At 58.8% G+C, this 24,365-nt stretch carries 18 protein-coding genes; 10 read left to right on the forward strand and 8 right to left on the reverse strand.

Annotated elements, in window-relative coordinates:
• Nucleotide 1: 1 nt before the first annotated feature.
• The 4 genes from QD461_RS09785 (at nt 2) to QD461_RS09800 (ending at nt 5,187) form a co-directional block, all read left to right on the forward strand.
• Nucleotides 2-2,008 (forward strand): acetyl-CoA carboxylase biotin carboxylase subunit, encoded by a 2,007-nt coding sequence (locus tag QD461_RS09785; RefSeq protein ID WP_414087561.1) that lies wholly within the window; start codon nt 2-4, stop codon nt 2,006-2,008.
• Nucleotides 2,008-4,146, forward strand: a complete 2,139-nt coding sequence (scpA, locus tag QD461_RS09790; RefSeq protein WP_414087658.1) for a methylmalonyl-CoA mutase — start codon at nt 2,008-2,010, stop codon at nt 4,144-4,146. Before QD461_RS09785 ends, scpA begins: the two co-directional genes overlap by 1 nt.
• 175 nt (nt 4,147-4,321) lie before the next feature.
• Nucleotides 4,322-4,810, forward strand: a complete 489-nt coding sequence (locus tag QD461_RS09795) for a response regulator (protein WP_414087562.1) — start codon at nt 4,322-4,324, stop codon at nt 4,808-4,810.
• A gap of 230 nt (nt 4,811-5,040) precedes the next feature.
• Complete coding sequence (locus tag QD461_RS09800) at nt 5,041-5,187, forward strand: DUF1127 domain-containing protein (RefSeq protein WP_184703617.1); 147 nt, start codon at nt 5,041-5,043, stop codon at nt 5,185-5,187.
• Nucleotides 5,188-6,024: 837 nt separating this feature from the next.
• Here QD461_RS09800 and QD461_RS09805 read toward each other — a convergent pair.
• The 4 genes from QD461_RS09805 to QD461_RS09820 all read right to left on the reverse strand — a co-directional run bounded on the left by QD461_RS09805 (nt 6,025) and on the right by QD461_RS09820 (nt 10,801).
• Complete coding sequence (locus tag QD461_RS09805) at nt 6,025-6,312, reverse strand: hypothetical protein (RefSeq protein ID WP_184703618.1); 288 nt, start codon at nt 6,310-6,312, stop codon at nt 6,025-6,027.
• 207 nt (nt 6,313-6,519) lie between these two features.
• On the reverse strand, nt 6,520-7,725 hold the full coding sequence (locus QD461_RS09810) for an adenylate/guanylate cyclase domain-containing protein (RefSeq protein WP_414087563.1): 1,206 nt from the start codon (nt 7,723-7,725) through the stop codon (nt 6,520-6,522).
• Between the two features lie 143 nt (nt 7,726-7,868).
• Nucleotides 7,869-9,491: an MDR family MFS transporter gene (locus QD461_RS09815; RefSeq protein WP_414087564.1), complete on the reverse strand. Its 1,623-nt coding sequence runs from the start codon at nt 9,489-9,491 to the stop codon at nt 7,869-7,871.
• Between the two features lie 77 nt (nt 9,492-9,568).
• A complete protein-coding gene (locus QD461_RS09820; RefSeq protein WP_414087565.1) occupies nt 9,569-10,801 on the reverse strand; it encodes an HlyD family secretion protein in 1,233 nt (410 codons plus the stop codon).
• A 137-nt stretch (nt 10,802-10,938) separates the two neighbouring features.
• On the opposite strand from QD461_RS09820, the gene QD461_RS09825 reads away from it, so the two are divergent.
• Both QD461_RS09825 and QD461_RS09830 read left to right on the forward strand, forming a co-directional pair.
• The gene (locus tag QD461_RS09825) at nt 10,939-11,841 is read left to right on the forward strand and encodes a LysR family transcriptional regulator (RefSeq protein WP_184703622.1); all 903 of its coding nucleotides are present in this window, start codon (nt 10,939-10,941) and stop codon (nt 11,839-11,841) included.
• 125 nt (nt 11,842-11,966) lie between these two features.
• Entirely contained in the window at nt 11,967-12,437 is a 471-nt protein-coding gene (locus QD461_RS09830) for an MEKHLA domain-containing protein (protein WP_414087566.1), read from the forward strand.
• A 123-nt stretch (nt 12,438-12,560) separates the two neighbouring features.
• Here QD461_RS09830 and QD461_RS09835 read toward each other — a convergent pair whose 3' ends face one another.
• Complete coding sequence (locus tag QD461_RS09835) at nt 12,561-14,138, reverse strand: ABC transporter substrate-binding protein (RefSeq protein WP_414087567.1); 1,578 nt, start codon at nt 14,136-14,138, stop codon at nt 12,561-12,563.
• Nucleotides 14,139-14,200: 62 nt separating this feature from the next.
• Nucleotides 14,201-14,773, reverse strand: coding sequence for a MarR family winged helix-turn-helix transcriptional regulator (locus QD461_RS09840; RefSeq protein WP_414087568.1), 573 nt, complete (start codon nt 14,771-14,773; stop codon nt 14,201-14,203).
• Between the two features lie 212 nt (nt 14,774-14,985).
• On the opposite strand from QD461_RS09840, the gene QD461_RS09845 reads away from it, so the two are divergent.
• The 4 genes from QD461_RS09845 to QD461_RS09860 all read left to right on the forward strand — a co-directional run bounded on the left by QD461_RS09845 (nt 14,986) and on the right by QD461_RS09860 (nt 19,321).
• Complete coding sequence (locus QD461_RS09845; RefSeq protein WP_414087569.1) at nt 14,986-15,687, forward strand: creatininase family protein; 702 nt, start codon at nt 14,986-14,988, stop codon at nt 15,685-15,687.
• A gap of 70 nt (nt 15,688-15,757) precedes the next feature.
• Nucleotides 15,758-16,729 (forward strand): ABC transporter permease, encoded by a 972-nt coding sequence (locus QD461_RS09850; RefSeq protein ID WP_414087570.1) that lies wholly within the window; start codon nt 15,758-15,760, stop codon nt 16,727-16,729.
• Between the two features lies 1 nt (nt 16,730).
• Nucleotides 16,731-17,639: an ABC transporter permease gene (locus QD461_RS09855; protein WP_414087571.1), complete on the forward strand. Its 909-nt coding sequence runs from the start codon at nt 16,731-16,733 to the stop codon at nt 17,637-17,639.
• The gene (locus tag QD461_RS09860) at nt 17,636-19,321 is read left to right on the forward strand and encodes a dipeptide ABC transporter ATP-binding protein (RefSeq protein WP_414087572.1); all 1,686 of its coding nucleotides are present in this window, start codon (nt 17,636-17,638) and stop codon (nt 19,319-19,321) included. The genes QD461_RS09855 and QD461_RS09860 overlap by 4 nt, the downstream gene beginning before the upstream one ends.
• A gap of 103 nt (nt 19,322-19,424) precedes the next feature.
• Here QD461_RS09860 and QD461_RS09865 read toward each other — a convergent pair whose 3' ends face one another.
• A complete protein-coding gene (locus tag QD461_RS09865) occupies nt 19,425-20,906 on the reverse strand; it encodes an MFS transporter (RefSeq protein ID WP_414087573.1) in 1,482 nt (493 codons plus the stop codon).
• Nucleotides 20,907-21,210: 304 nt separating this feature from the next.
• Complete coding sequence (locus QD461_RS09870) at nt 21,211-24,360, reverse strand: multidrug efflux RND transporter permease subunit (protein ID WP_414087574.1); 3,150 nt, start codon at nt 24,358-24,360, stop codon at nt 21,211-21,213.
• Nucleotides 24,361-24,365 lie beyond the last annotated feature (5 nt).

Here is a 24,365-nt window from a genome sequence, read left to right on the forward strand (position 1 = left end):
CATGATCAAGAAAATCCTGATCGCCAATCGTGGCGAAATCGCCTGCCGAGTCATCAAGACCGCCAAGCGTCTCGGCATCTCGACAGTCGCCGTCTATTCCGATGCAGATCGCAACGCCCTGCATGTGTCGATGGCGGACGAGGCGGTACATATCGGTCCGTCGCCCTCGAACCAGTCCTATATCGTCATCGACCGGATCATCGATGCCATTCACAAGACCGGTGCCGACGCTGTGCACCCGGGCTACGGTTTCCTCTCCGAGAACGCACATTTTGCAGCCGCGCTCGAGCGTGAAGGCGTGATTTTCATCGGCCCTCCCGTCGGCGCGATCGAGGCCATGGGCGACAAGATCACGTCCAAGCAGCTGGCGGCTCGCGCTGGCGTCTCGACGGTGCCTGGACATATGGGGTTGATCGAAAATGCCGACGAAGCAGTGTTGATCGCGAATGAGATCGGCTATCCCGTGATGATCAAGGCATCGGCGGGCGGCGGCGGCAAAGGCATGCGCATCGCACACAATGCCGACGAGGCCCGGGAGGGATTCCAGGCATCGCGCAACGAGGCCAAAAACTCCTTCGGCGACGACCGCATCTTCATCGAGAAGTTCATCACCGAGCCGCGCCATATCGAGATCCAGGTGCTCGGCGACAAGCAGGGCACGGTCCTTTATCTCGGCGAGCGGGAATGCTCCATCCAGCGGCGCAATCAGAAGGTCATCGAGGAAGCGCCGTCACCTTTCCTTGATGAAGCGACCCGTGAAGCCATGGGCGAACAGGCCGTCGCGCTCGCCAGGGCTGTCGGCTATCATTCCGCAGGAACGGTGGAATTCATCGTCGATGGCAAGCAGAACAAATTCTATTTCCTTGAAATGAATACCCGCCTGCAGGTGGAGCACCCAGTGACGGAACTCGTGACCGGGCTCGATCTCGTAGAGGAAATGATCAAGGTTGCGTCCGGCGAGCCTCTGTCCTTTGGCCAGGCCGACGTAAAGCTCAATGGTTGGGCGATCGAAAGTCGCCTCTATGCCGAAGATCCTTATCGCAACTTCCTGCCGTCGATCGGCCGGTTGACGCGATACCGCCCGCCGGTCGAAGGCCCGACGAGCGCTGGTGCTATCCTGCGTAACGACACCGGCGTTTATGAGGGTGGCGAAATCTCGATGTACTATGACCCCATGGTCGCCAAGCTCTGCGCCTGGGCACCCAGCCGCAAAGAAGCGATCGATGCGATGAGCGGTGCTCTCGACGATTTCGAAGTCGAAGGGATCGGGCACAACTTGCCCTTCCTGTCCGCTGTCATGAACCAAGAGCGCTTCCGTTCCGGTCAGCTGACAACAGGTTACATCGCCGAGGAATTCCCCGAAGGCTTCCATGGCGTCGAACCTGACCAGGCGTCGGCCCGAAAGCTTGCAGCGATCGCAGTCACGATCAATCAGGCTGTTCAAAGGCGCGCTGCGGATATTTCCGGCACGATCGGCAATCACCGCCGCAAGATTGGCCGGGATTGGGTCGTCGGCTTCGGCCAGTGGCGCTTCGAGACTTCCGTGGAACTGATGGACGGTGATCTTAGCGTATCGTTTGCCGACGGTGACATGCTGCGTGTGAAGACCGACTGGCTGCCCGGCAAAACGCACTGCGCTTTTGCTGTCGGCTCCGATATACTGGGCGTCAAGGTCGATCTGGTGGGGTCGTCGATCCGCCTGCGCTGGCGGGGAACGGAGATAATCGCCCGTGTCCGCTCGCCGCGTGTTGCGGAGCTTGCCCGCCTGATGCCTATCAAGCTGGCGGCGGATACGTCGAAGCTTCTGTTGTGCCCGATGCCGGGAGTGCTTACCTCTCTCATCGTAGAGGCGGGCAGTGTCGTCGAAGCGGGTCAGACGCTGGCCGTTGTTGAGGCCATGAAGATGGAAAATGCCTTGAAAGCGGAACGTAAGGGCGTCGTTAAACGTATCGAAGCGAAAGTAGGGCATAGCCTTGCGGTCGACGAGCTGATTCTGGAGTTCGAATGATGGTTGAACGATCCCTAGAGGAATGGGCTGATCTGGCCGAGAAGGAGCTCAAGGCATCGCCTGAGACGCTCATCTGGGAAACGCCTGAGGGAATAGCGGTCAAGCCGCTCTATACTGAGGCGGATACGGCAGGCCTGCCGCACCTCTCATCGCTGCCCGGTTTTGCGCCATTCACGAGAGGCCCGCGCGCCACCATGTATGCCGGCCGCCCCTGGACGATCCGCCAATATGCCGGCTTTTCCACCGCCGAGGCCTCCAACGCCTTCTATCGCAAGGCGCTCGCCGCCGGTCAGCAGGGTGTCTCCGTCGCCTTCGATCTCGCCACTCATCGCGGCTATGACAGCGATCATCCGCGAGTGGTCGGAGATGTCGGCAAGGCCGGCGTGGCGATCGATTCCGTCGAGGACATGAAGATCCTCTTCGACGGCATTCCACTGGAAAAGGTCTCCGTCTCGATGACCATGAACGGAGCCGTCATCCCGATCCTGGCAAATTTCATTGTTGCCGGCGAGGAACAGGGCGTGCCGCGTGCCGCACTTTCGGGCACGATTCAGAACGATATTCTGAAGGAGTTCATGGTCCGCAACACCTACATCTACCCGCCCGAGCCCTCGATGCGGATCGTTGCCGACATTATCGAATATACGGCCAAGGAGATGCCGAAGTTCAATTCCATCTCCATCTCCGGCTATCACATGCAGGAGGCCGGAGCGACGCTGGTGCAGGAGCTTGCCTTCACGCTCGCCGACGGGCGCGAGTATGTGCGCGCGGCGCTGGCCAAGGGGCTGAATGTCGACGATTTCGCCGGCCGCCTGTCCTTCTTCTTCGCCATCGGCATGAATTTCTTCATGGAGGCAGCAAAGCTGCGGGCGGCGCGTCTGCTCTGGACGCGCATCATGGAAGAATTCAAGCCGGCCAAGCCATCGTCGCTGATGCTGCGCACGCACTGCCAGACGTCAGGCGTCTCGCTGCAGGAACAGGACCCGTACAACAACATCATCCGCACTGCCTTCGAGGCTATGTCAGCAGTGCTAGGCGGCACGCAATCTCTGCACACCAACTCCTTCGACGAGGCAATCGCCTTGCCGACGGAGTTTTCGGCGCGCATCGCCCGCAACACCCAGCTCATCCTTCAGCATGAGACAGGCGTGACGAATGTCGTGGATCCGCTTGCAGGCTCCTATTACGTCGAGAGCCTCACCAATGAACTGGCCGATAAGGCCTGGGCGCTGATCGAAGAGGTGGAAGCGCTGGGCGGCATGACCAAGGCCGTCAACGAGGGTCTGCCGAAGCGACTGATCGAGGAGGCGGCGACGCGCCGGCAGGCAGCGGTCGACCGGGGCGACGAAGTCATTGTCGGCGTCAACAAGTATCGGCTGGAGACGGAGGAAGACATCGAGATCCTGGCGATCGACAATGCCGCCGTTCGTAGTGCTCAGATCAAGCGCATACAAGAGACACGCCGGCGCCGCGATGACGTCAAGGTCGAGCAGGCGCTCGAGCGCTTGAAGACGGTGGCAGCGACGGGCGAGGGCAATATCCTCGACGCCGCCGTCGATGCAGCGCGCGCCCGCGCGACCGTCGGCGAGATTTCCGACGCCATGCGCACCGTCTACGGCGATCACTCAGCCGTCCCCCAAGTTGTCAGCGATATCTACGGTGCCGCCTATGCCGGCGATCCCGAGCTTGTGACGCTCAGCAACCGCCTCTCCGACGTGACTGCATCGCTGGGGCGCAAGCCGAAGATCATGGTCGCCAAGCTCGGTCAGGATGGCCATGACCGCGGTGCCAAAGTCATCGCCTCGGCCTTCGGCGATGTCGGCTTCGACGTGGTTGCCGGTCCGCTGTTCCAGACGCCGGACGAAGCGGCAGACCTTGCCGTCAGGGAAAAGGTTCAGGTGATCGGCATGTCCTCGCTTGCTGCCGGGCATAAAACGCTTGCACCCCAACTTGTCGAAGCGCTGAAGGAGAAGGGCGCCGATCAGGTCATTGTCGTGGTCGGTGGTGTTATTCCGCGCCAGGACTATGATTTCCTGCTCGAACATGGCGTCAGCGCGGTGTTTGGCCCCGGCACCAATGTGCTCTATGCTGCCAACTCCATTCTTGACCTTCTGGAAGGCAAGCGCAGGAACGCCTGATGCTATTTTGCAGAGCCGTTCTAATGGGTGCAGATAATGTCGGCGGTTGTCCGATCTGTGCTTGAGGGAGTACTCAAGACGGCAGGAGCGGTGAGCGATGCCATGATGGCTACAGGCGGCTATACAGCTTCTCGATCATCCGCTCGGGATGATCTCGAAGGAGGGGCGCGGGTCGATGTTTTCTATCCTCGTGCCCATTGCCGTTTCCGCCGATGCTCACATTGCAGCTGATATCGATCGGGGCGAAGGGGATGGATCGATCGGAATCGCTGTGATCGACGACGAGCGCGACGGGCTCGAAGCGATCAGCCTGCTTTTGAGGACCTTGGGTTACCGCGTCTATCCGGGGCGCTCGGCGGCGGAGGCATGTTTTGCGCATGCCGTGGAAGGAAATGACAAAGCGCCGATTGATCTCGTCATTACCGACTATCGGCTGGAAGCCGGTACGACCGGGCTGGATGCGATCAAGCAGATGCGAGCGCATCTTGGCCATTCTGTCTCGGCCGTGATCCTCACGGGCGATACTTCGCCGGAGCGGTTGAAGGAAGTCGCGGCAAGCGGCCATCTGCTATTGCACAAGCCCGTCGATGCAGAACAGGTGCGCCAGGCAATCCTCCAGCTGTGTTCTCCGCAAATGCCAGCGTTTTCGGCTTCGCATCACTGACGAACTGCGGGGGCTATCTGTCGCGAGGCTGCATGTTTCGATTGCCTCTCGCAGCCTAAAAAATGTCCACCAGCAATCGAATGTGCGGAAGAGATGCGTGCTTCGCATAGGTGCAGTGCGGAATTGTCGCTGTTTTAAATCGATTGAATAGCCTATATTCCAACCATCGAAACGACGCCGGACCAATAGAGGCTGCCGACGTCAGACAGCCCTCAGGAAAGGGGATTATCATGAACGTCGCACGCTCCTTCAACAATTGGCGCAAGTTCCGTCAGACCGTAGCCGAGCTTGATCGCATGTCCAGCCGCGAGCTGCAGGATCTCGGCATTGCGCGCGCAGATATCCGCAGCGTCGCTCGCGCAGCCATGGGCCGCTAATAGCGTCCCATTCAGTCATCAGGACCGTCGAACGCTCGCTGAAAACGCGGGCGTTTTTGCGTTTTGAAACCGTGTTTCACGTAGGCCTTCCATCAACTGTCTGTCGCTTTTTGAGGGTTGCGTTTCTTGCATAGCTGCAGTGCAGCATAAGTTCTGGAAGTTTTCGCTGGCTAAAGTATAACAATACTCATTGAAGCGCTGCACCTCCTCCCGCGGCGCTTCGAATTCAGACGGCCCACTCCTCCTCCTCCCAGGGACGTCTGTAGGAACAGCGGCACTCCTCCTCCCAGTCGCTGTTCGGTTTTCGAAAAGCCTGCCGCACCTCCTCCCGCGGCAGGCTTTTTTCGTTTCCGATGATGCTTCCAATAAACCTATTCCCACTCCTCCCGGCGGAGAGTGCCTGATGAACGGATCGGTCGTTTGATGAAGGCGATGTCATCGTTGTAGCCGTGATCCAAAACGTGGCGTGGCTCATCGCGCTCGTGCCGCCATAGGTGTGAACTACGATTGGTAGCAAACTCATTTGTCGAGTTGAGAAAGGACGCAGGCTCATGGCGAAGTTCTAGCGGCTGCCTGTCACTTCAATGGTGGCCGACGGGAACGCAATTTTGGTGCTGCTCCCAAATTGCCCGAGCGAGCGCGTCTCGATATTGCTCGCCCGGTGATGATGGCGTCGAGATATCATCTCGACGGGCATGGTTGCGTTCCATTTCGGCGGCTCCATGAAGCTCTGCCGAAGATGGCAACGCGAAACCAGCGAAATTTCAGTCGCAGGACATTGTTCGCGAGCCGGTGAAACTGACGGCTCGACGGGGCGACCGAAAATGTTGCGTCGCCCTACTTGTTCTTCAAAAGCCAAATCTTGCCGGCCATGGTTATGGTGTAGGCATCTTTTCCGGCATCTTCGTTGAGGTTGAGGCGCTCCAGAAGGCCAAGCTCCTTCAATTCCTCCAGCGTCTTGTCGCTGATGAACTTGATTTTCTGCGGGCGTTCTTTCCAACGGTCCGTTTTTGCATATGTCACGGTCGCGTTCTGGTGCGTCCACTTCTTGTCCGATTGCGGATAGAGGTCGCCCTGGTGCGCAAGTTTCAGTCCGGCGATCTTTGATGGTGTCAGTTCAATCATGAGTGCGAGCAGTCTCCGTCGCTATTGGAATCTGGCGCACTTACCACAAAAAAACGGGTGTCTTCAGAAAATATCTGATCAGCATTCTTCTTGTCGCTCAACGGATGCGATTTCGGCTGCATGTGTGGCCAGACGCGCCAACTCCAGGTTTCAAGGACATAACGCGCGCCGTAAAAGTCGAAACCTCGACCGGAAAGGATGTGCCCCTCAGTCTCTGACCGTAAACAGCTCCACGGCTTCGGCGAAGCCTTTCAGTTTCCGCGTTCCTATCGAAGCCGTATTGGCGATCCGGGCCGTCTCGCAGAAGCAGCCGGACATCAGCAGTGCCTCGCCGCTCTCGCTGCAGATGCCTTGTATGCGGCTGACGACATTGACGTCGGGGCCGATCAGGGTGAAATCAAGCCGATTGCCGGCGCCAACATTACCGTAACTGACTTCGCCATAATGCAAAGCAATGCCCACCTTGATGCGGATGCCGTCATATTGAAAGCCCTCCACATCATCGCGGATCGCACTTGCGGCTACCAATGCGGCATTGCAGGCGCCGGCAGGATCGATGCCGGGAAAGAAGGCGAGAACGGCATCGCCCATGAATTTCAGGACTTCGCCGCCTTCCCGGGTGATCGCCGGTACGACTTTGTCGAAATAGGCATTCAGAAGGCCGAGCACGACATTGCCCGGCAGTTGGTTGGAAAGCTCGGTGAAGCCGCGCAGATCGCAGAGCAGAAGGGCGGTGTCCATCGATTCTATCTCACCGCGCCGGATATGTCCGGCCAGGATCCGGCTTGCGGTCATGGGGCCGATATAGGTGTCGAGCAGGCTGAGTTCGCATTGCCGGAGCACACGCAATTCGCTGGCGGTGCGCAGTGCTGGTAGGATGCGCGCAAGTACCTGCTGCTCGGCTGGCGTAAAGCCGCCAGGCCGTTTCGTGCCGAAGGCCGCCGAACTGATCGGTCCGTCGGCATTGCAGAGAGGGGCGATCATCAGCTGAACTAGCCCGCGGCCGGCAAAGACGTCGATGTGCTGCCAGCGGCCATGCCGGCTCTCTCCGGGGCCAACGATGAGGGTTTCACGCGTTTCCAACGCTTTTTGCAGCGGCGTGTTGGCAATAGTCTGAAGCCTGCCGTGCTCGCGGTCATGGATTTCGATCGGTTCGCCCGGCGCCCAGGCGAACGTGCGGCCGATGAATTCGGGATGTAGCGTCATCAGGTGCAGCGTCAGCCGATCGACGGGGACGCCGAGCGCCTGCAAGCGGCGGCCCAGCCCGGAAACGAGGCCGACTTCATCGAGAGCATGGCACTCGTCCCCAGTCAGCCATTCGATCAGGCTCAGGGTTGCGGCCGCGTTGATGCCGGGTTGAGTGGTTTTGGAACTGGGAATTGCAGCTTGAGGTATGTCCAGCAGCATGGTCATGACCATCTCCTCGTGTTGCAGATGCGGCGTCTAGAGCGTGATGCCGAAAAGCGTGTGTGGTTCTTGAGCGACATCATGCTCTATCTTTTTGATTCTAGAGCGGATTCAGGTTTCAGGTCGAATAGACCTGAAACCATCCGGCTCTAGTGAGCGCCGGCACCCGAAAGGTGAGAGGATTTCTTGAGGAACAGGCTGGCAAGCAGCGCAACAACGAGCGCAACGCCGAGCAGATAGAAGGTATCGCTGAAGGCCATGATGTTTGCTTGTTTGCGCAGGCTGCCGGCAATGGCGACGATCGCCTTATGTGTGGCGAGCGCCTGATCGCTGACCCCATGATTGAGGAAGTAGCTTGTCAGTCTGGCGACGCGGTCGCGGGTGGCGTCCTCGAACATCGAGACGGAATTCGTCAGGATATTCGAGTGGAACTGCTCGCGCTTGGTGAGGAAGGTCTGCAGCGCTGCGATGCCGACTGCACCGCCGAGATTGCGCATCATGTTGAAGAGTGCCGAGGCCGAGCCGGCATTTTCCTGCTCGATGCCTGCGGTGGCGATCGCGGTGAGCGGTGTGAATGCCAATGCCTGGCCGACGGCACGCACGATATTCGGCCAGAAGAGCTGATCGCTGGCATAGTTGCCGGTCATATAGACATTCATGAAGTTCGAGGCGGCAAAGAGCGCAAAGCCGACGATGATCAGCAGGCGGGCGTCGAAACGCTTCATCAGCTGTGGCACCAGCGGGATCAGGATCAGCTGCGGAATGCCGGTCCAAGCGAGCACCAGGCCGATCTGCTCGGAATTGTAGCCCTGAATGCGCGTGAGATAGATCGGCAGGATGAAGACCGAACCATAGAGTGCAATGCCGAGCAGGAAATTGGCAAGCATGCCGAAGCCGAAATTGCGGCGCACGAGCAGGCGAAGATTGAGTAGCGGATGAGCGGCGCGAAGCTCGATGATCAGGAAGAGCGACAGGGACACTGCGGCGATGACCGACAGACGGACAATGAATGGCGAACTGAACCAGTCGTCCTTATTGCCTTCTTCAAGCACTGCTTGCAGGGCGGCGAGACCGACCGCCATGGTGATGATCCCCGGCCAGTCTCCCTTTGCCAGCAAGGAGAGGTTCATCGGCGAGCGGTCAAGCGACACCCAGAGCATGGCAACCATAAGAATGCCGGGCACAAGATTGACGTAGAAAATATACTGCCAGCCCCAGCTTTCAGTGAGGTAGCCGCCAATGGTCGGGCCGATGGCCGGCGCAAAGGTCGCGGAGAGGGCAAAGAGCGCAAGGCCCATCGGCTGCTTGGGTTTTGGAAGCAAGGTGATGATGATGGTGAAGGCCATCGGGATCAGCACGCCGCCCGAAAAGCCCTGGATGGCGCGCAACACGATCATCTGCTGCAGGTTCGCGGCGAACGCGCAGCCGACCGAGAAGACGAGGAAGAGGATCGCGTTGGTCAGCAAATAGAGGCGGACCGAGAAGACGCGGGCAAGCCAGGCGCTGAGGGGGATGACGACGATCTCGGCAATCAGATAGGAGGTCGAGATCCAGCCGCCGTCATCCGTGCCGGCGCCGATCGCGCCCTGGATGTCGGCGAGCGATGCATTGACGATCTGGATATTGAGGACGGCCATGAAGGCGCCAAGGGTGGAGCCGATGACGGCGGTCCACATGCGCAGCGGGCTCATGGCAGGCCTGGCGGCCGGGGCAGCTGACCTAGTGGTCGGCAAAGTGGAATTATTGTTGGCGGCGATCTGAAGAGTGGCCATGATGCGGCTCCTTCCGGCTCAAGCCGGAATAATCTCATGACAGTGTTGAGGCGATAATCGGCGAAGAACGGTAAGGATCATCCAGCGTGGCCGGATGGTCCCCCCGCATTGGCGGTGGATGTCTGTGCGGCCTTGGTATCGATTTCAGGCTCGACCGACATGCCGGAGCGCAACAGGCCGGCCAGGCGCTCGTCATCGATGACGATCTTGACCGGAATGCGCTGAACGATCTTGGTGAAGTTGCCGGTGGCATTGTCCGGCGGCAGCAACGAGAATTCCAGGCCGCTTGCTGGCGAGAGGCTGTCGACATGCCCCTTGATCGCCACGTCAGGGAAGCTGTCGACCTTGATCTCGACTAGCTGGCCGGGGCGCACATAGGTGAGTTGCGTCTCCTTGAAATTTGCGACGACATAGACGGAATGCAGCGGCACGACCGCCATTAATTGCGTGCCTGATGTGACGTACTGCCCGACCCTGATCGAGCGGGCACCGACCGTGCCGTCCACGGCTGCAACGATATCCGTATAGGAAAGATTGAGTTCCGCTTGCTGAACGGTTGCGGCAGCCCGATCGCGCTGGGCGGCGGCCTGATCGCGCTGGCTCTGCAGCACCGGCACCTTGTTTTGGGCGGCAATGATGGCGGCCTGATCGCGTTCGACGGCGGCAGCGGCTTGATCGCGAGCCGATTGCGTCTGTTCGGCCTGAGATTGGCTGCCGACGCCGTTGGAGTTCAGCCGAGCCGAGCGCGCGGCATCGGACTGCGCGAAGACGAGCGAAGCCTGCGAAGCGGTTTCCGTCGCTTTGGCTTGTGCGATCAGCGATTGTTGCAGCAGGATTTGCGCATCAATGTTAGCAATCGCCGCATCTGCGGCCTTGAGGTCAGCCCTGGCCTGCGACAACGCCGCTTGGAAGTCGCGGTCGTCGATGCGGGCCAGCACCTGGCCGGCCTTGACGGTGTCGTTGTCGTTGACAAGCACTTGCCTGATATAGCCGGCGACCTTGGGGGCGATCGCGGTGTAATCGGCCTTTACATAGGCGTCGTCGGTCGATTCGATGAAGCGGCCGATCGTCCAATAGCGATAGCCGAAATCGGCAGCAAACGCGGCGCCGGCCAGGAGGGCCGCGACGAGTACGCCACGCTTGATGAGCTTGCGTCCTGCTCTCGGGTTTTTTGCCGTGCTTGGGGCAGGGGCTTCGGCCACGGGCGCCTGCGGAGCTTCAATGCGGGGCGTCTTTGTCACCTCACCTGCCGGCACGACTTCGGCCTGGCTTGCGTTCTTGAACGCCTCATTGCGGGGCAGCTCGACCATTTTCCATCTCCTTCAATATCATGGCCCGCTTGCCAGGGGCCATTTTGTTGAGGTGAAGATGCGTCCGAATGGTCTTTCTGATAATCTCCTCGAATCTGGAAGGATCATCAATTCAGAGTGGATAATCCGAGGAACAAATGGATCGGCTGACCAGCCTTACAGTCTTTGGCCGGGTGGTGGAGTGTGGCGGTTTCTCCGCCGCCGCCCGCCGGCTCAATATGTCCGTCACCATGGTGGGCAATCATGTGCAATCGCTGGAAGATCGCCTCGGCGTGCGGCTTTTGAACCGCACGACGCGCAAGGTCAGTCTGACGGAAACCGGGAAATATTACTACGAGCGTTCCTCACAGATCCTCGCAGACCTTGAAGAGATCGACCGGACAGCAGGCGCGCTCAACACCACGCCGCGCGGCACGTTGAAAATCTACACCAGCGGCGCCATCGTTCGCTTTCTGCTTCCCGTCGTCAACGAGTTCATGACGCAATATCCGGCAATTTCTCTGGATTTCAGCGTCGGTGAGCGCGCGATCGACATGATCGAGGAGGGTTATGACTTGATGATCCGCACCTTGCCCACGCAGGAATCGACGCTGGTTGCGCGCAAGCTCACGCCGTGGCGACATATGCTGGTTTGTTCACCCGAATATCGCGACACGCATTCCATGCCAAAGGTGCCCGCCGATCTGGCTGAGCATAATTGCCTGCAATATGCCTATTATCCCTATGGCGACGAATGGCGCTTCGAAGATGCCGACGGTAATCAGACGGGCGTCAAGATTTCCGGTAATGTCGTCTCCAACAGCGCTGAAACGCTGCGATTTCTGCTGGCGAGCGGCCAAGGCATCTTCCTAGCTCCGAGCTTCATCGTCTTTGAAGACGTCGCTGCCGGCCGGCTCGTACGCGTAATGCCAGACTATCGGGCAGTGGAGTTCATCATCAGCGCGATTTATCCGAACCGCAGCCATCTGCCGACCAAGGTGCGGCTGTTTATTGACCTACTTGTGGAACGCTTCGCCGAACATCGGAAGTGGATGACATGAGTTCTGCTATGGGGCTGCTTGGCGACGGCCCCGTGCGGCTGCAGGGCATTTTATCGCACATCGGTTTGTGCAAGCGGCTGATGAACGCCGCATCTGACGATATCAAATGAATGGGAAGGGCGTGAATGGCTAGCGACACTGAGAACAACGCTGGGGATCTGTCGGTCGATCCGGCGTTTTTCGACCTATTGACCGGCAGTTTTCGCCGGATTGTCGGAACTTCGCTTGTCGCCGAAGGGCAAGGGCCGGACTGGCTCTATCACAAGGCCCCTTTTGTGGTCGTGGCCCACAATACCGATCCTGATCCGCGCTTCGTCTTTGCCAACAAGACGGCCCAGAATTGCTTTGAATACCCTTGGGACGAGTTCGTCACCTTGCCCTCACGACTGTCGGCTGAGCTTCCCAATCGCGCGGAGCGCCAGCGATTGCTGGATGCCGTCAGCAGCAACGGCTTCATTTCCGACTATCGTGGATTGAGAATCGCAAAATCCGGGCGACGATTCTGGATCGAAGACGGTATTGTCTGGCAGCTCATTGACAATGATGGAAATCACCGCGGGCAAGCGGCGACGTTTTCCACCTGGAAGGACGCCTAAGGCGAAACGTCAGCCTCCATCCCTTGCACAGATGCGCGCCAACCAAGACATAAGGCTGCCGCGGAATGCATCGAATGAAAGGGCGGACCCCGGCGGCAAAACCACCCCGGGGTCCGCAATATATCACTTCGGCTTGACGTCCATCGCCAATGTGTCCTCGTCGGAGCGCGGCGCGTAGGAGATCTTGTCCTTCTTGACGCCCCATGCCGATACGTTCACTGCAAGCGGAAGATCCGGCCTGTCGGTGGAAACGAGAAGGTTTGCCTTTTCGAGGAGATCGCGACGCTTGGTCTCGTCCATCTCGCTTGCGGCATCCTCGATCAGCCTGTCCATCTGCGGGTTGGAGTATCCGCGCGTGTTGAACGCACCGAGCGACTTGGCGCTATCATTGGTGTGCATTAAAGACGACAGCATGTAGTTGGCTTCGCCGGTCAGCGTACCCCAGGAAGCCATGTACAGCGAATACTCGCCGCGGGTCTTGGCGGGGTTGAACACGGCTGCTGGAACGCCGTTGACGTCGACCTGGACATTGATCGCAGCAAGCAACTGAGCGACGGTCGGTCCAAGTTCCGTCGGCAAGCGGTCGTTTGCGTAGTTCAGCGACACCTTGAAGCCGTTCGGATAGCCGGCATCAGCCATCAGCTTGGTTGCCTTCGCCACGTCGAATGGGCTGGGCGCAATATCCTTGTTGTAACCGAAGATGTTCGAGGCCACCATTTGCGTGGGAACCTTGCCCATGTCCTCAAGTGCGACTTCGGTGATTGTCTGGCGATCGACGGCAAGGTCGAACGCTTCGCGCACGCGCGGATCGAGGAAGGGGTTCTTATCCAGCTTCTTTCCGGATTTGTCCCAGACCATCGGAGTGTCCTTGCGGAAGTCGAACTCCAGATAGGGGATGTAGACCGACTCGTCCTTGACTACCGTGAGCTTGGAATCGGATTCCAGAGCGGCAAGATCCGTTGACGGGACTTTCGAAATCAGGTCGACCTGGCCGGCCTTCAACTGCGCGACTCGGGCCGCGTCATTCGGGATTTCCTTGCGGATGACATGATCCCAAGGCTGTACGCCGCCCCAGTAGCCGTCGAACTTCTCAAGGACGAGATCCTGCGTCGGTGCCCATTTTACGAACTTGTACGGGCCAGTGCCGATCGTTGCCTTGCCTGAGTTGAAGCCATCCGCCGCCGTCTCCTTGGTCGAATAGGCAGCTGCTGCCTTGTGAGACACGATGAACAGACGAACGAAATCATTGGGAAGGGTCGGCGCGGGCGCAAGGGTCTTGACGCGAACGGTGTGCGGATCGACGACTTCCACGCTCTTCACTCTGCGGACATAGATCGTCGATGGGTTTGGACCGGTGACGTTCGGAATACGCTCGATCGAGAACTTGACGTCCTCGGCGGTGAAGTCGGATCCATCGTGGAACTTCACGCCTTCGCGCAGCTTGAATTCCCAGGTGGTGTCGTCGACCGGCTTCCAGCTCACGGCGAGGGAAGGTTCGACCTCAAGCTTGTTACCGGACTTCAGCAAGGTATCGAATACATGCTTGGTGGCCTCGGCATTGGCGGAGGTTGCCGTGAAATGCGGATCCATCGAGGCCGGGCCGGATTTGGTGGCGATGACGAGATCTGCAGCCATCACCGACAGCGGCATCATGATGGTGGTGGCCAGCAATGCGGCCTTGAAGACGGAGCGTATTGTCATGTGTTCCCTTATCTCTTTCTCATGGGCAAGAACGGCTTGCCGCCGGTTGTTTGTGCCCGGCGTCAGGAGACCTCGTCTCCATCCCCTTCGGGCTCAAGGTCAGGGACCAGCTGCTGCGGCCAGTTTTCGGAAGCCACCACAAGCTTGGTCAGGATTTCGGAGAGGTTCAGGCGTTCGGCGGGCGAGAGGCATTCGAGCATCGTCCGCTCGTAGCTCATCATCTTCTCCTCGACGGCCTCGACCGCGGCGCGACCTTTCTCCGTCAACTTGAGTGCGACGCGCCGCTGATCGATCCGGTCGAGCTCGCGGCTGATCATGCCGAGCGTGTCCAATTTGGTGACGGCGCGGCTCAGAGTGTTTTTCGGAAAGCCCGAGGAGCGGACGACCTCGGTCAAGGTGAGCTCATCACTCAGATAGAGGGACCAGAGCACCACGAATTCGGGTCGAAGCAGGCCCAGCTGCTGCTGGATCAACCCATAGACCGGATTGTTGAACTGCAATGCCAGGTAGTTAAGACGGAAGGAAAACCAACAGGGGTTCCGCCAAAGTTTAGGGTAGAGCGGATCGTCTTCCGAGAGGCTCGAAAGCCCCGGCTCCTCTCTTCCGGCTCTCCCTTCATATAGGGCAGTGCGCAACAGTTCGTCCATCGACAAAACCCGATCAGATTTTCCAATTAGTACTATTTGGGACGATATTTAAAAAATTTGTTGCGTCAACTCCATTTTTTTGTTCCTAATGGAACCGAATTACAAAACAAATAAAATGCGGAGATGCTCGTCGCACTGGGCTCTTCGTGAGGGGTTAGTGCGTTCAACCGGCTGATCCCCCATCATTGCAGGAGACGAAAATGCGCATTCAGGACATGCATTGGTCGCAGGTCGAGGCCCGTGTGAAGGAAGACGATCGTTGCATCATACCAATCGGGTCGGTTGAGCAGCACGCCTATCTGAGCCTTGCGACCGATATGATCCTGGCCGAGCGTGTTTCGGTTGACGCGGCGGAGCCGACAGGCGTGCCCGTCTTCCCATGCCTGCCCTATGGCATGGCGTCCGGCTTTGCAGATTTTCCAGGTACGGTAACGCTTTCGCTTCGTACCTATATCAACGTCATCGAGGACATACTCGACAGTGTCTATCATTCCGGTTTCCGGCGTATTCTCATCGTCAACGGCCATGGCGGCAATACGCCGATCAACCCGCTTTTGTCGGAATGGATGAACAGCCATCGCGATACCTCAGTCAAACTCCATGACTGGTGGCGCGCTCCGAAGACCATGGCAAAGGTGCTGGAAATCGATTCGGCCGCCAGCCATGCAAGCTGGATGGAAAACTTTCCATGGACGCGCCTGGAAGGCGCGCCGGTTCCGAACTTCAAGAAGGATCGCATCGATTTTGCAGCGGCGGCGCGCGTCGACGCGGGACGCAAGCGCGAACGCATCGCCGAAGGCAATTACCACGGCGTATTCCAGCGGCCAGATCAGGACATGATGGAAATCTGGAAGGTCGCCGTCGAAGAGACGCGGCATGAAATCGAGCATGACTGGCACTGAGACGCCGGACCTATCGTTTTAACGCAGGGTCCCTTGCGCAATCGCAGGGGACGCATCCAGAGAGAAGCACATGGCTTCATTCATTTTTCGCAGATCTGGACAGGCGCTCATGGTCCTGATCGTCATGTCCATTCTCGTCTTCATCGGTGTCTACGTCATCGGTAACCCGATCGACGTGCTCATATCTCCTGACGTTACGCAGGAAATTCGCCAGCGTGTCATCGAGGAATACGGGCTCAATCAGCCTCTCTGGAAGCAGTATATCGATTTTGTCCTTAAAACGGTTAGTGGCGACTTCGGCAGATCGTTCGTGTTCAATATGCCGGTCGTTGAGCTGATTGCGCAGCGCTTGCCGGCAACGCTGGAGCTTGCCGTCATTGCGGTTTTGCTGGCCTCGGTGATCGGCGTGCCGCTCGGCGTCTATGCGGGCTATCGGCCCGATGGCTTCCTGCCGAAGCTGATCCTGGCTGGCTCGATTCTCGGATTTTCCGTACCGACCTTTTGGATCGGACTTATGCTCATCATGGTTTTTGCCGTGCAGCTGGGTATTCTGCCGGCTGGTGGACGAGGGGCGACCGTCAATCTTTTCGGCGTTCCATTCTCGTTCCTGACCGGCGACGGATGGACGCATCTCGCCTTGCCCGTTCTCAATCTCGCTTTGTTCAAAATGGCCATGATGTGCCGATTGGCAGCAGCGGGTACGCGTGAAGTCATGACCACCGACACGATCAAGTTTGCCCGCGCCGCCGGCATTCCGGAAGGTACGATCCTGCGCAAGCATGTGCTGAAGCTGATCTCCATTCCACTCGTGACGGTGTTTGGGCTTGAGCTTGGCTCCACGTTAGCATTCGCGCTTGTCACGGAGACCATCTTCAATTGGCCAGGCCTCGGCAAGCTCATTGTCGATTCCATTGCGTCATTGGATCGGCCTGTCATGGTCGCCTACTTGATGATGGTTGCCGTCTTGTTCGTCGTCATCAATCTCTGCGTCGATCTGGCCTATGCTCTCCTCGATCCGCGCCTGCGTCAGAAAGGTCGTTGAGATGTCGGCTTCCAATCGTATTAGCACTCCGCAACGGCGTGTCTCGCCGATGATGGAGTTCTGGCGCGCTTTTGCGAAGAACAAGGTCGCGGTTGTCGCCCTTATCGCTGTTGCCGTCATCGTTTTGCTGGCCATATTTGCACCATGGATCACGCCGCAGGATCCATATGATCTCAAGTCTCTGGTGCTACGCGATGCGCGCAGACCTCCCGGCTATGTCGGTGCGAATGGAATGCACTACTGGCTTGGCTCGGACAGTCAGGGCAGAGATCTTTTCTCCGCGATGATCTACGGGCTGCGCATTTCTCTCGAGATGGGACTGATCGCCGGCGCGATCGCCTTCAGCCTAGGTGCAATCGTCGGGTGTTTTGCAGCCTATCTCGGTGGGCGCACCGAGACATTCATCATGCGTCTTGTCGACGTCCAGCTCTCCTTTCCTGCCATTCTTCTGGCCTTTGTCGTTGCCGCTCTGCTCGGGCAGGGAAAGTCGCAGCTGATTCTGGCGCTCGTCTTTGCACAATACGCCTACTTCGTCAGAACCGCTCATGGTGCCGCGTCGGCTGAACGGCAAAAGGACTATGTGCAGGCCGCTCTTTCGATACCGATGAGCGGTTGGCACGTCGTGACGCGACATATTCTCCCCAACTCGCTGCCGCCCCTGATCGTAGTCGCAACCGTTCAGGTCGCATCAGCGATCTCGCTCGAGGCGACGCTCTCCTTCCTCGGTGTCGGCTTGCCTCCGACCGAGCCCTCGCTCGGCATGCTGATTGCCAACGGCTTCCAGTATCTTCTGTCAGGACGCTACTGGATTTCCATCTATCCCGGCGTCGCGCTGATTATTCTGATCATGGCGATCAACCTCATGGGCGATCAGATCAGGGACATATTGAATCCGAGGTTGCGCAAATGACCGCTCTTTTGCAAGTCGACAATCTTCGCACCTACTTCGAAACTGAACGCGGCACGGTCAAATCCGTCGATGGCATTTCGTTCGATGTCGAGAAGGGCCAGATTTTGGGGTTGGTCGGCGAATCCGGTTCGGGCAAATCCATTACGGGTTTTTCGCTGATCGGGCTGCTCGATAGACCGGGGCGTATTCAGCCAGGAAGTTCGATCCGATTTGAGGGGCGCGAACTGGTCGGATTGTCCGAGGGTGAACTGCGCAGCATTCGCGGCCGGGAAATCTCCATGGTCTTTCAGGACCCGATGATGACCCTCAACCCGGTGCTGAAGGTCATCGACCAGATTGCGATGGCGATAAGAGCGCATGAAAAGGCGTCCGACGCCGAGGTTCGCCGTCGCGCGATCGATGCTCTGGCGCGGGTGCGCATCGTCGAGCCTGAGAAAAAGGTCGATCAATATCCGCATCAGTTTTCCGGCGGCATGCGTCAGCGCGTCGCAATCGCGATCGCTCTATTGCACAAGCCCAAGCTGGTGATCGCGGACGAGCCGACGACGGCGCTCGACGTGTCCGTTCAGGCCGAGATCCTGAAGGAAGTGAAGGCGCTTGTCGCCGAACTCGGCATCTCGATGATCTGGATCAGCCATGATCTGGCGACCGTCGCATCGATATCGCAGAAGATTGCCGTCATGCGCCTCGGCAAGATCGTCGAGATGGGATCTGTGCCGGAGGTATTGGGATCGCCGAAACACCCCTATACGCGAGGATTGCTTGATGCCTTGCCCTCGAGAAAACGGCCTGGAGAGCTGCTGACCTCGTCCGCTACGGAAAATGCCGAGCAATTTTCTGTTTCGGGCGAGGAGCCGAACAAGCCGATCGAAGCGAACCCGGAATTTGTCAGCGTTAAAGACGTCGACATGGTGTTCCAGAAGCCGATGGGGTCGGCGGGCCGTTTTGCGCAGCGCCTCGGTATCGCCAAGCCGCCTCATGTCAATCATGCCGTGCAATCGGCAAGCCTGACGATTGCACGCGGTGAGGTGCTGGGGCTGGTGGGTGAATCCGGCTCCGGCAAATCCACGCTGGGACGGATCATCTGCGGCATCTACACGCCGACCTCAGGCAATGTCCTCGTCGATGGCCGCAAGGTGCGGGAAAACGACAACAAGATCGGGACTTCGGTGCAGATGATCTTCCAGGACCCCTTCGCATCGCTTGATCCCCGGCGCACGATATTTCAATCCGTTACGGACGGTCCGATAGCACATAGGCTTTGCACGAAGAAAGACGCGCGCAGTTATGTCAACCGCTGGCTCAAGGCTGTCGCCTTCGACCCGGCACTGGCAGACCGCTATCCGCACCAGTTTTCCGGTGGACAGAGGCAGCGCATCGCGATTGCGCGCGCGCTTGCCATGCAGCCGGAATTGATTGTTTGCGACGAACCTGTGGCATCGCTCGATGTGTCGATTCAGGCGCAGGTCATCAATCTTCTTCTGGAGCTGAAGCGCAGCCTAAATCTGACGCTGCTTTTCATCAGCCATGATCTATCCGTCGTCCGACATCTGTGCGATCGGGTAGTCGTCATGCATCACGGGAAGATCGTCGAGGAAGGTGCGGTCTCGCATATCTTCGCTGAGCCGAAGCAGCCGTACACACGAATGTTGCTGGACGCAGTTCCGAAGCTTGCCTGGTAATGGAACGGATCGGTGGGCCGTAAGTAAGTTACGGCCTACCGAAATTCCTTCATTCGATATCCAGATGCAAGTCAGCCCTTAGCTCTGCCGATTTGCGTCGCGCTCAGTGCGCCTCCGCCTTGGGCGCATTGCGAAGCGCGATGAAGACCAAGGCGGAAAGCAAAGCGATCATCGCTGCCACCAGCACCAGGACCGAACCGTGCGCTTCCGCGAAGGCGGCTTTGGCTGCCACAGCGATTTCCAGGCCATCGCTCCCGCCGAGTTCTCGAGCCACCGTCATCGCTTCGCTGATAGAATTGGAGATCCCGTCGCCGGCGACGGGATTGGAGAAGGCAGAGCGGTAGATCGAGTTTACGAGAACGCCGAAGATCGTGATGCCCAATCCTCCGCCCAGCTCATATCCGGTGCTTTCGAGTGCGCCTGCGGCTCCGGCTTTTTCCGCGGGTGCGCTTCCCATGATCGCGATGGACGATGCTAGAAGCCCGACACCAAGCGCAAAGCCGAGGATGCCAAGAAGAACCGCGACGATATAGGCCTTTTCGACAAGGTCGGATAGCGAGATTGCAAACAATGCGAGCGCCGCTGACGCCATCGACGATGAGGCGACCGCCCGAAGGCCGTATCGGTTGGCGAGCTGGCCGCCTATCGGTCCGCCGATTGCTGCGGCAACGACGAGGGGCAGCATGAACACTCCGGCTTGAAGCGGTGTCTTATCCAGAACGAATTGAAGCTCCTGTGCCAGCACCAGTTCGAAGCCGGCAAGCGAACCGCTCGCCACGAACGCCATCATCAGCCCAACGGCAATCGCGGGTTTTGTCAGCAAGGACAGATCGAGCATCGGGTTTTCGGAGGATATTTGTAGGCGGGAAAACCATGCAAGCAGGCCGACGCCAACGATGAGCGTTGCCCCGGTTTCGACGTTGAGTCCTGCTTTGAAGCCGGATTTGACGCCATAGACCGTGAGAATCAGTCCTGCCACCAGGATCAGTGCCTGCCCGGGCTTCCATGTCGCTTGCGAATTGCCTGATGACGGTGGGACAAGCCGCCAAACGACCGGAATTACGATCAGCATGATAGGCACGTTGACGAGGAAGACCGAGCCCCACCAGAAATGCTCCAGCAGTACCCCGCCGACGAGAGGGCCAATCGCGGCGCCGGCCATGCTGACGATGCTCCAGATCCCGAGCGCAGTCGCCCGTTCGGCGTCGTCTTCGAAGGTCTGCCGGATCAGGGCGAGAACGCACGGCATGATCATCGAAGAGCCGATCCCGAGCGCCGCACGCGCGACAATCAGCATCGGCGCGGAGGTGGAAAATGCAGCGGCGATTGAGGCCGCTCCGAACACCCCAAGCCCGATCAGGAGTATCCGGCGATAGCCGATCCTGTCCGCCAGCGTTCCCATCGGCACGAGTAGACCGGCCATGACTAGCGGATAGACGTCGATGATCCACAGGACCTCATTTCCCGAGGCTCCCAAGGCGACCGCGAGGGAAGGGATGGCGATATGGAGGATCGTCATGTCCACCACGACGGGTGTGAATGCCATCATGACGGCGACGAGGATGAACCAGCGACTCGAATGCATTAAGGCACCTGGGCAGATAGTTTCGAACGGTCGTTTTCTCACTTGGAATTGACGTACGAGCGTTCGCAAAATTAACAAGGAGCGACCGGAGACATCAAAAAGCAGATCGTATTAGTGCGATTGCCGCTCGCGTCTCCCCGTCGGACGAGCAAGCCTTAAGGCCGTGCTCGTCCGAGGCGCGGAAAATCGTACTGATAGACAGCGACTGGCAAAGACGCCCGCATAGGCGATGGCGGATGGAATTGAGCGACGTCGACTGGCATTTCGGCTTCCTTTTTAGATGGAGATCGTGCCGCCCATCCGGTTAGGGATGGGCTACTGTCGTCGATTTGGAACCTTCTTCTCCGGCATGGTCCTCGACCGGTCTCTTCGTCCGCAAGATCTTGAGAACGAAGACGAAGAATGCCGGGACGAAAAAGACGGCAAGGACTGTGGCCGAGATCATGCCGCCGAGGACACCGGTACCGATCGCGTTCTGGCTCGCGGCACTCGGACCGGTGGCGATCGCAAGCGGAACAACGCCGAGAGTGAAGGCGAGTGATGTCATGATGATCGGCCGGAACCGGACCCGCGCAGCCTCGATGGCCGATTCCAGCAGCGACTTGCCCTGCCCGTAATAATCCTTGGCAAATTCCACGATGAGAATTGCGTTCTTGGCGGAAAGCCCGATGATCGCGATGAGGCCGACCTTGAAATAGAGGTCGTTCGGCATTTCCCGCAGGATCATCGCCAACACGCAGCCGATGATGCCGAGCGGGACTACGAGCATGACCGAAAGCGGGATAGACCAGCTTTCATACAGGCCTGCCAGCAACAGGAATACGAACAGGATCGAGAGGCCGAACAGCATCGGCGCCTGTGCGCCCGAGGCGATTTCTTCTCTCGATTGCCCCGACCACTCGTAGCCGAAACCACTCGGAAGCTCCGCCGCCAGACGCTCCATCTCTGCGATGGCCGCCCCTGACGACTGACCTGCGGCCGCCTCGCCCGTGATGCGGATCGTGGCATAGCCGTTATAGCCGACGATCTGCGGGTTGCCCTTGCGCCATGTCGCGGTTGCAAAGGAGGCCAGAGGAACCATGCCGCCGTTCGCATTGCGAACGTTCAGCTTCATCATGTCCTCCACCTGCATGCGGCTACGTCCATCGGCTTGGACGATCACCCGCTGCATCCGCCCTGCATTGGGATGGTCGTTGATGTAGGAGGATCCGAGGTTAGCCGTGACGATATCGTTGATGTCGGCAAAACCGACGCCAAAGGTGTTTGCCTTCTCGCGGTCGATTAGAAGGATGACCTGTGCGGCTTCGGGCATGCCCTCGGTGCGGACATTGGTAAGAAGGCGGCTCTTTCCTGCCTTCTCCATCAGTTCGGCGGCGGCATTCTTGAGCGCTTCCTGTCCGCGCCCTGCGCGATCCTGAAGCCTGAACGAGAAACCGCTCGTTGTGCCGAAGCCGTCGATCGCGGGCGGCGACAGGGCGAAGGAGGTTGCATCCTTCAAGGTGGAGAGCTGCTGGTTGACGCGGGCAGCAACTTCATCGGCCGAGCTGCCTGCTGGCCGCTCGCTCCAGTCCTTGAGCGTGACGAAGGCCATTGCCGCATTCGCGCCGCTGCCCGAGAAGCTGAAGCCCTGAACGGCGAAGACGTCCCTGACGGCCGGTTCAGCCTTGAATATGGCTTCCACCTGCTTGAGCGAGGCGATCGTGCGGTTGGCGCTTGCTTCCGGCGGTCCCTGGATATCGACGATGAGAATACCCTGGTCTTCCTGAGGCACGAACGAGCCGGGCAGGTTGACGAAGAGGCAACCGAGGCCGAGCACGAGCGCCAGATAAACGACCATCATGCGGCCGGATCGACGCGCCATTCCGGTAGCCGTCCGGGCATAGCCGGCGGTGAGACTGCTGAACTTGCGGTTAAACCAGCCGCCAGGGCCGCTCTTCTCATGATGCCCCTGCTTGATGGGCTTCAGGAACGTGGCGCACAGCGCTGGGGTCAGCGAAAGCGCCAGGAAGGCCGAGAAGAGGATCGACACGACCATGGTCAGCGAGAACTGGCGATAGATGATGCCGGACGCGCCTGGGAAGAAGGCCATGGGAATGAAGACGCAGGACAGCACCAGCGTGATGCCGAGGATCGCCCCGGTAATCTGGCTCATCGCCTTCTGGGTCGCGGCCTTCGGAGAAAGACCCTCTTCGGCCATGATGCGCTCGACATTTTCCACTACGACGATAGCGTCGTCGACGAGGATGCCGATTGCCAGCACCATCGCAAACATGGTCAGCACGTTGATCGAGAAGCCTGTCGCGTACATCACCGCGCAGGTTCCAAGCAGCGCCACCGGCACGACGAGTGTCGGAATGACGGTGTAGCGGAAGTTCTGCAGGAAGACGAACATCACGATGAAGACGAGAGCGATAGCCTCGATCAGCGTGTGCACGACCTTTTCGATCGAAGCCTTGACGAAGGGGCTCGTGTCATAGGGAATGGAGTATTTGACACCCTTCGGGAAGAACTTCGACAGCTCGTCCATCTTGGTCTTGATTGCAGCGGAAACGGCGACGGCGTTACCTGTCGAGGTCAGCTGGATTGCAAGACCAGCGCTTGGCTGGCCGTTGAGGCGGCTTGTCGTCGAATAGTTTTCCGCGCCGTCCTCGATACGGGCTACGTCGCGTAGCCGCACGGTCGAGCCGTCCGAATTGGCGCGCAGGATTATGTCGTCGAACTGCTCGGCCGTCTTCAATTGACCCTCGACGATGACGCTGGCCGTCAGGTCCTGGCTGATCGGATTCGGGGTTGCGCCGATCTGACCGGCCGCAACCTGGGCGTTCTGCGCTACGATCGCGGCGTTGATGTCCGCGCTCGTCAGATGCAGTCCGACCATCTTGTCCGGATCGATCCAGACGCGCAGTGCGCGCTGCGAGGCAAAAACCTGCGCACGTCCCACGCCTGGCAGTCGGCGGAGTTCACCGAGGACGTTTCTGTTGATGTAGTCGCCAAGGGCAATCTCATCCATTGTGCCGTCGGTGGAGGTCAGAGCCGCGATCAGCAGGAAGCCGGAGCTGGCTTCCTCGACCGAAATCCCCTGTGTACGCACCGCGGCCGGAAGTCGAGATTCAACGCGGCGGACGGCATTCTGCACGTCGACGGTTGCTTTGCCGATATCGGTCCCCGTGGTGAAGGTCGCATTGATGCTGACCGAGCCGGAATTGTCGGATGTCGACTCAAAGTCGACCAGCCCGTGCACGCCGTTCAATTCCTCTTCGATCTGCCGGGTCACGCCCTGGTAGATCTCCTGGGGCGAGGCACCGGGATAGGAGGCTGAAATCGACAGCTGCGGCGGCGCCACATTAGGATACTGCGCGACCGGTAGCATGGGGATCGTGATGACCCCGGCAATCATGATGAAGAATGCGCAAACCCATGCAAGGACGGGCCGCTTGATGAATAGCTGTGCCATGTTTC

It is taken from the genome of Rhizobium sp. BR 314 (assembly GCF_047445805.1).
Taxonomy (GTDB): domain Bacteria; phylum Pseudomonadota; class Alphaproteobacteria; order Rhizobiales; family Rhizobiaceae; genus Rhizobium; species Rhizobium lusitanum_B.

Coding starts and splice junctions, on each gene's coding strand:
- QD461_RS09785 (WP_414087561.1), top strand. CDS start 2: ATGATCAAGAAAATCCTGATCGCCAATCGTGGCGAAATCGCCTGCCGA.
- scpA (WP_414087658.1), top strand. CDS start 2,008: ATGGTTGAACGATCCCTAGAGGAATGGGCTGATCTGGCCGAGAAGGAG.
- QD461_RS09795 (WP_414087562.1), top strand. CDS start 4,322: ATGTTTTCTATCCTCGTGCCCATTGCCGTTTCCGCCGATGCTCACATT.
- QD461_RS09800 (WP_184703617.1), top strand. CDS start 5,041: ATGAACGTCGCACGCTCCTTCAACAATTGGCGCAAGTTCCGTCAGACC.
- QD461_RS09805 (WP_184703618.1), bottom strand. CDS start 6,312: ATGATTGAACTGACACCATCAAAGATCGCCGGACTGAAACTTGCGCAC.
- QD461_RS09810 (WP_414087563.1), bottom strand. CDS start 7,725: ATGACCATGCTGCTGGACATACCTCAAGCTGCAATTCCCAGTTCCAAA.
- QD461_RS09815 (WP_414087564.1), bottom strand. CDS start 9,491: ATGGCCACTCTTCAGATCGCCGCCAACAATAATTCCACTTTGCCGACC.
- QD461_RS09820 (WP_414087565.1), bottom strand. CDS start 10,801: ATGGTCGAGCTGCCCCGCAATGAGGCGTTCAAGAACGCAAGCCAGGCC.
- QD461_RS09825 (WP_184703622.1), top strand. CDS start 10,939: ATGGATCGGCTGACCAGCCTTACAGTCTTTGGCCGGGTGGTGGAGTGT.
- QD461_RS09830 (WP_414087566.1), top strand. CDS start 11,967: ATGGCTAGCGACACTGAGAACAACGCTGGGGATCTGTCGGTCGATCCG.
- QD461_RS09835 (WP_414087567.1), bottom strand. CDS start 14,138: ATGACAATACGCTCCGTCTTCAAGGCCGCATTGCTGGCCACCACCATC.
- QD461_RS09845 (WP_414087569.1), top strand. CDS start 14,986: ATGCGCATTCAGGACATGCATTGGTCGCAGGTCGAGGCCCGTGTGAAG.
- QD461_RS09850 (WP_414087570.1), top strand. CDS start 15,758: ATGGCTTCATTCATTTTTCGCAGATCTGGACAGGCGCTCATGGTCCTG.
- QD461_RS09855 (WP_414087571.1), top strand. CDS start 16,731: ATGTCGGCTTCCAATCGTATTAGCACTCCGCAACGGCGTGTCTCGCCG.
- QD461_RS09860 (WP_414087572.1), top strand. CDS start 17,636: ATGACCGCTCTTTTGCAAGTCGACAATCTTCGCACCTACTTCGAAACT.
- QD461_RS09865 (WP_414087573.1), bottom strand. CDS start 20,906: ATGCATTCGAGTCGCTGGTTCATCCTCGTCGCCGTCATGATGGCATTC.
- QD461_RS09870 (WP_414087574.1), bottom strand. CDS start 24,360: ATGGCACAGCTATTCATCAAGCGGCCCGTCCTTGCATGGGTTTGCGCA.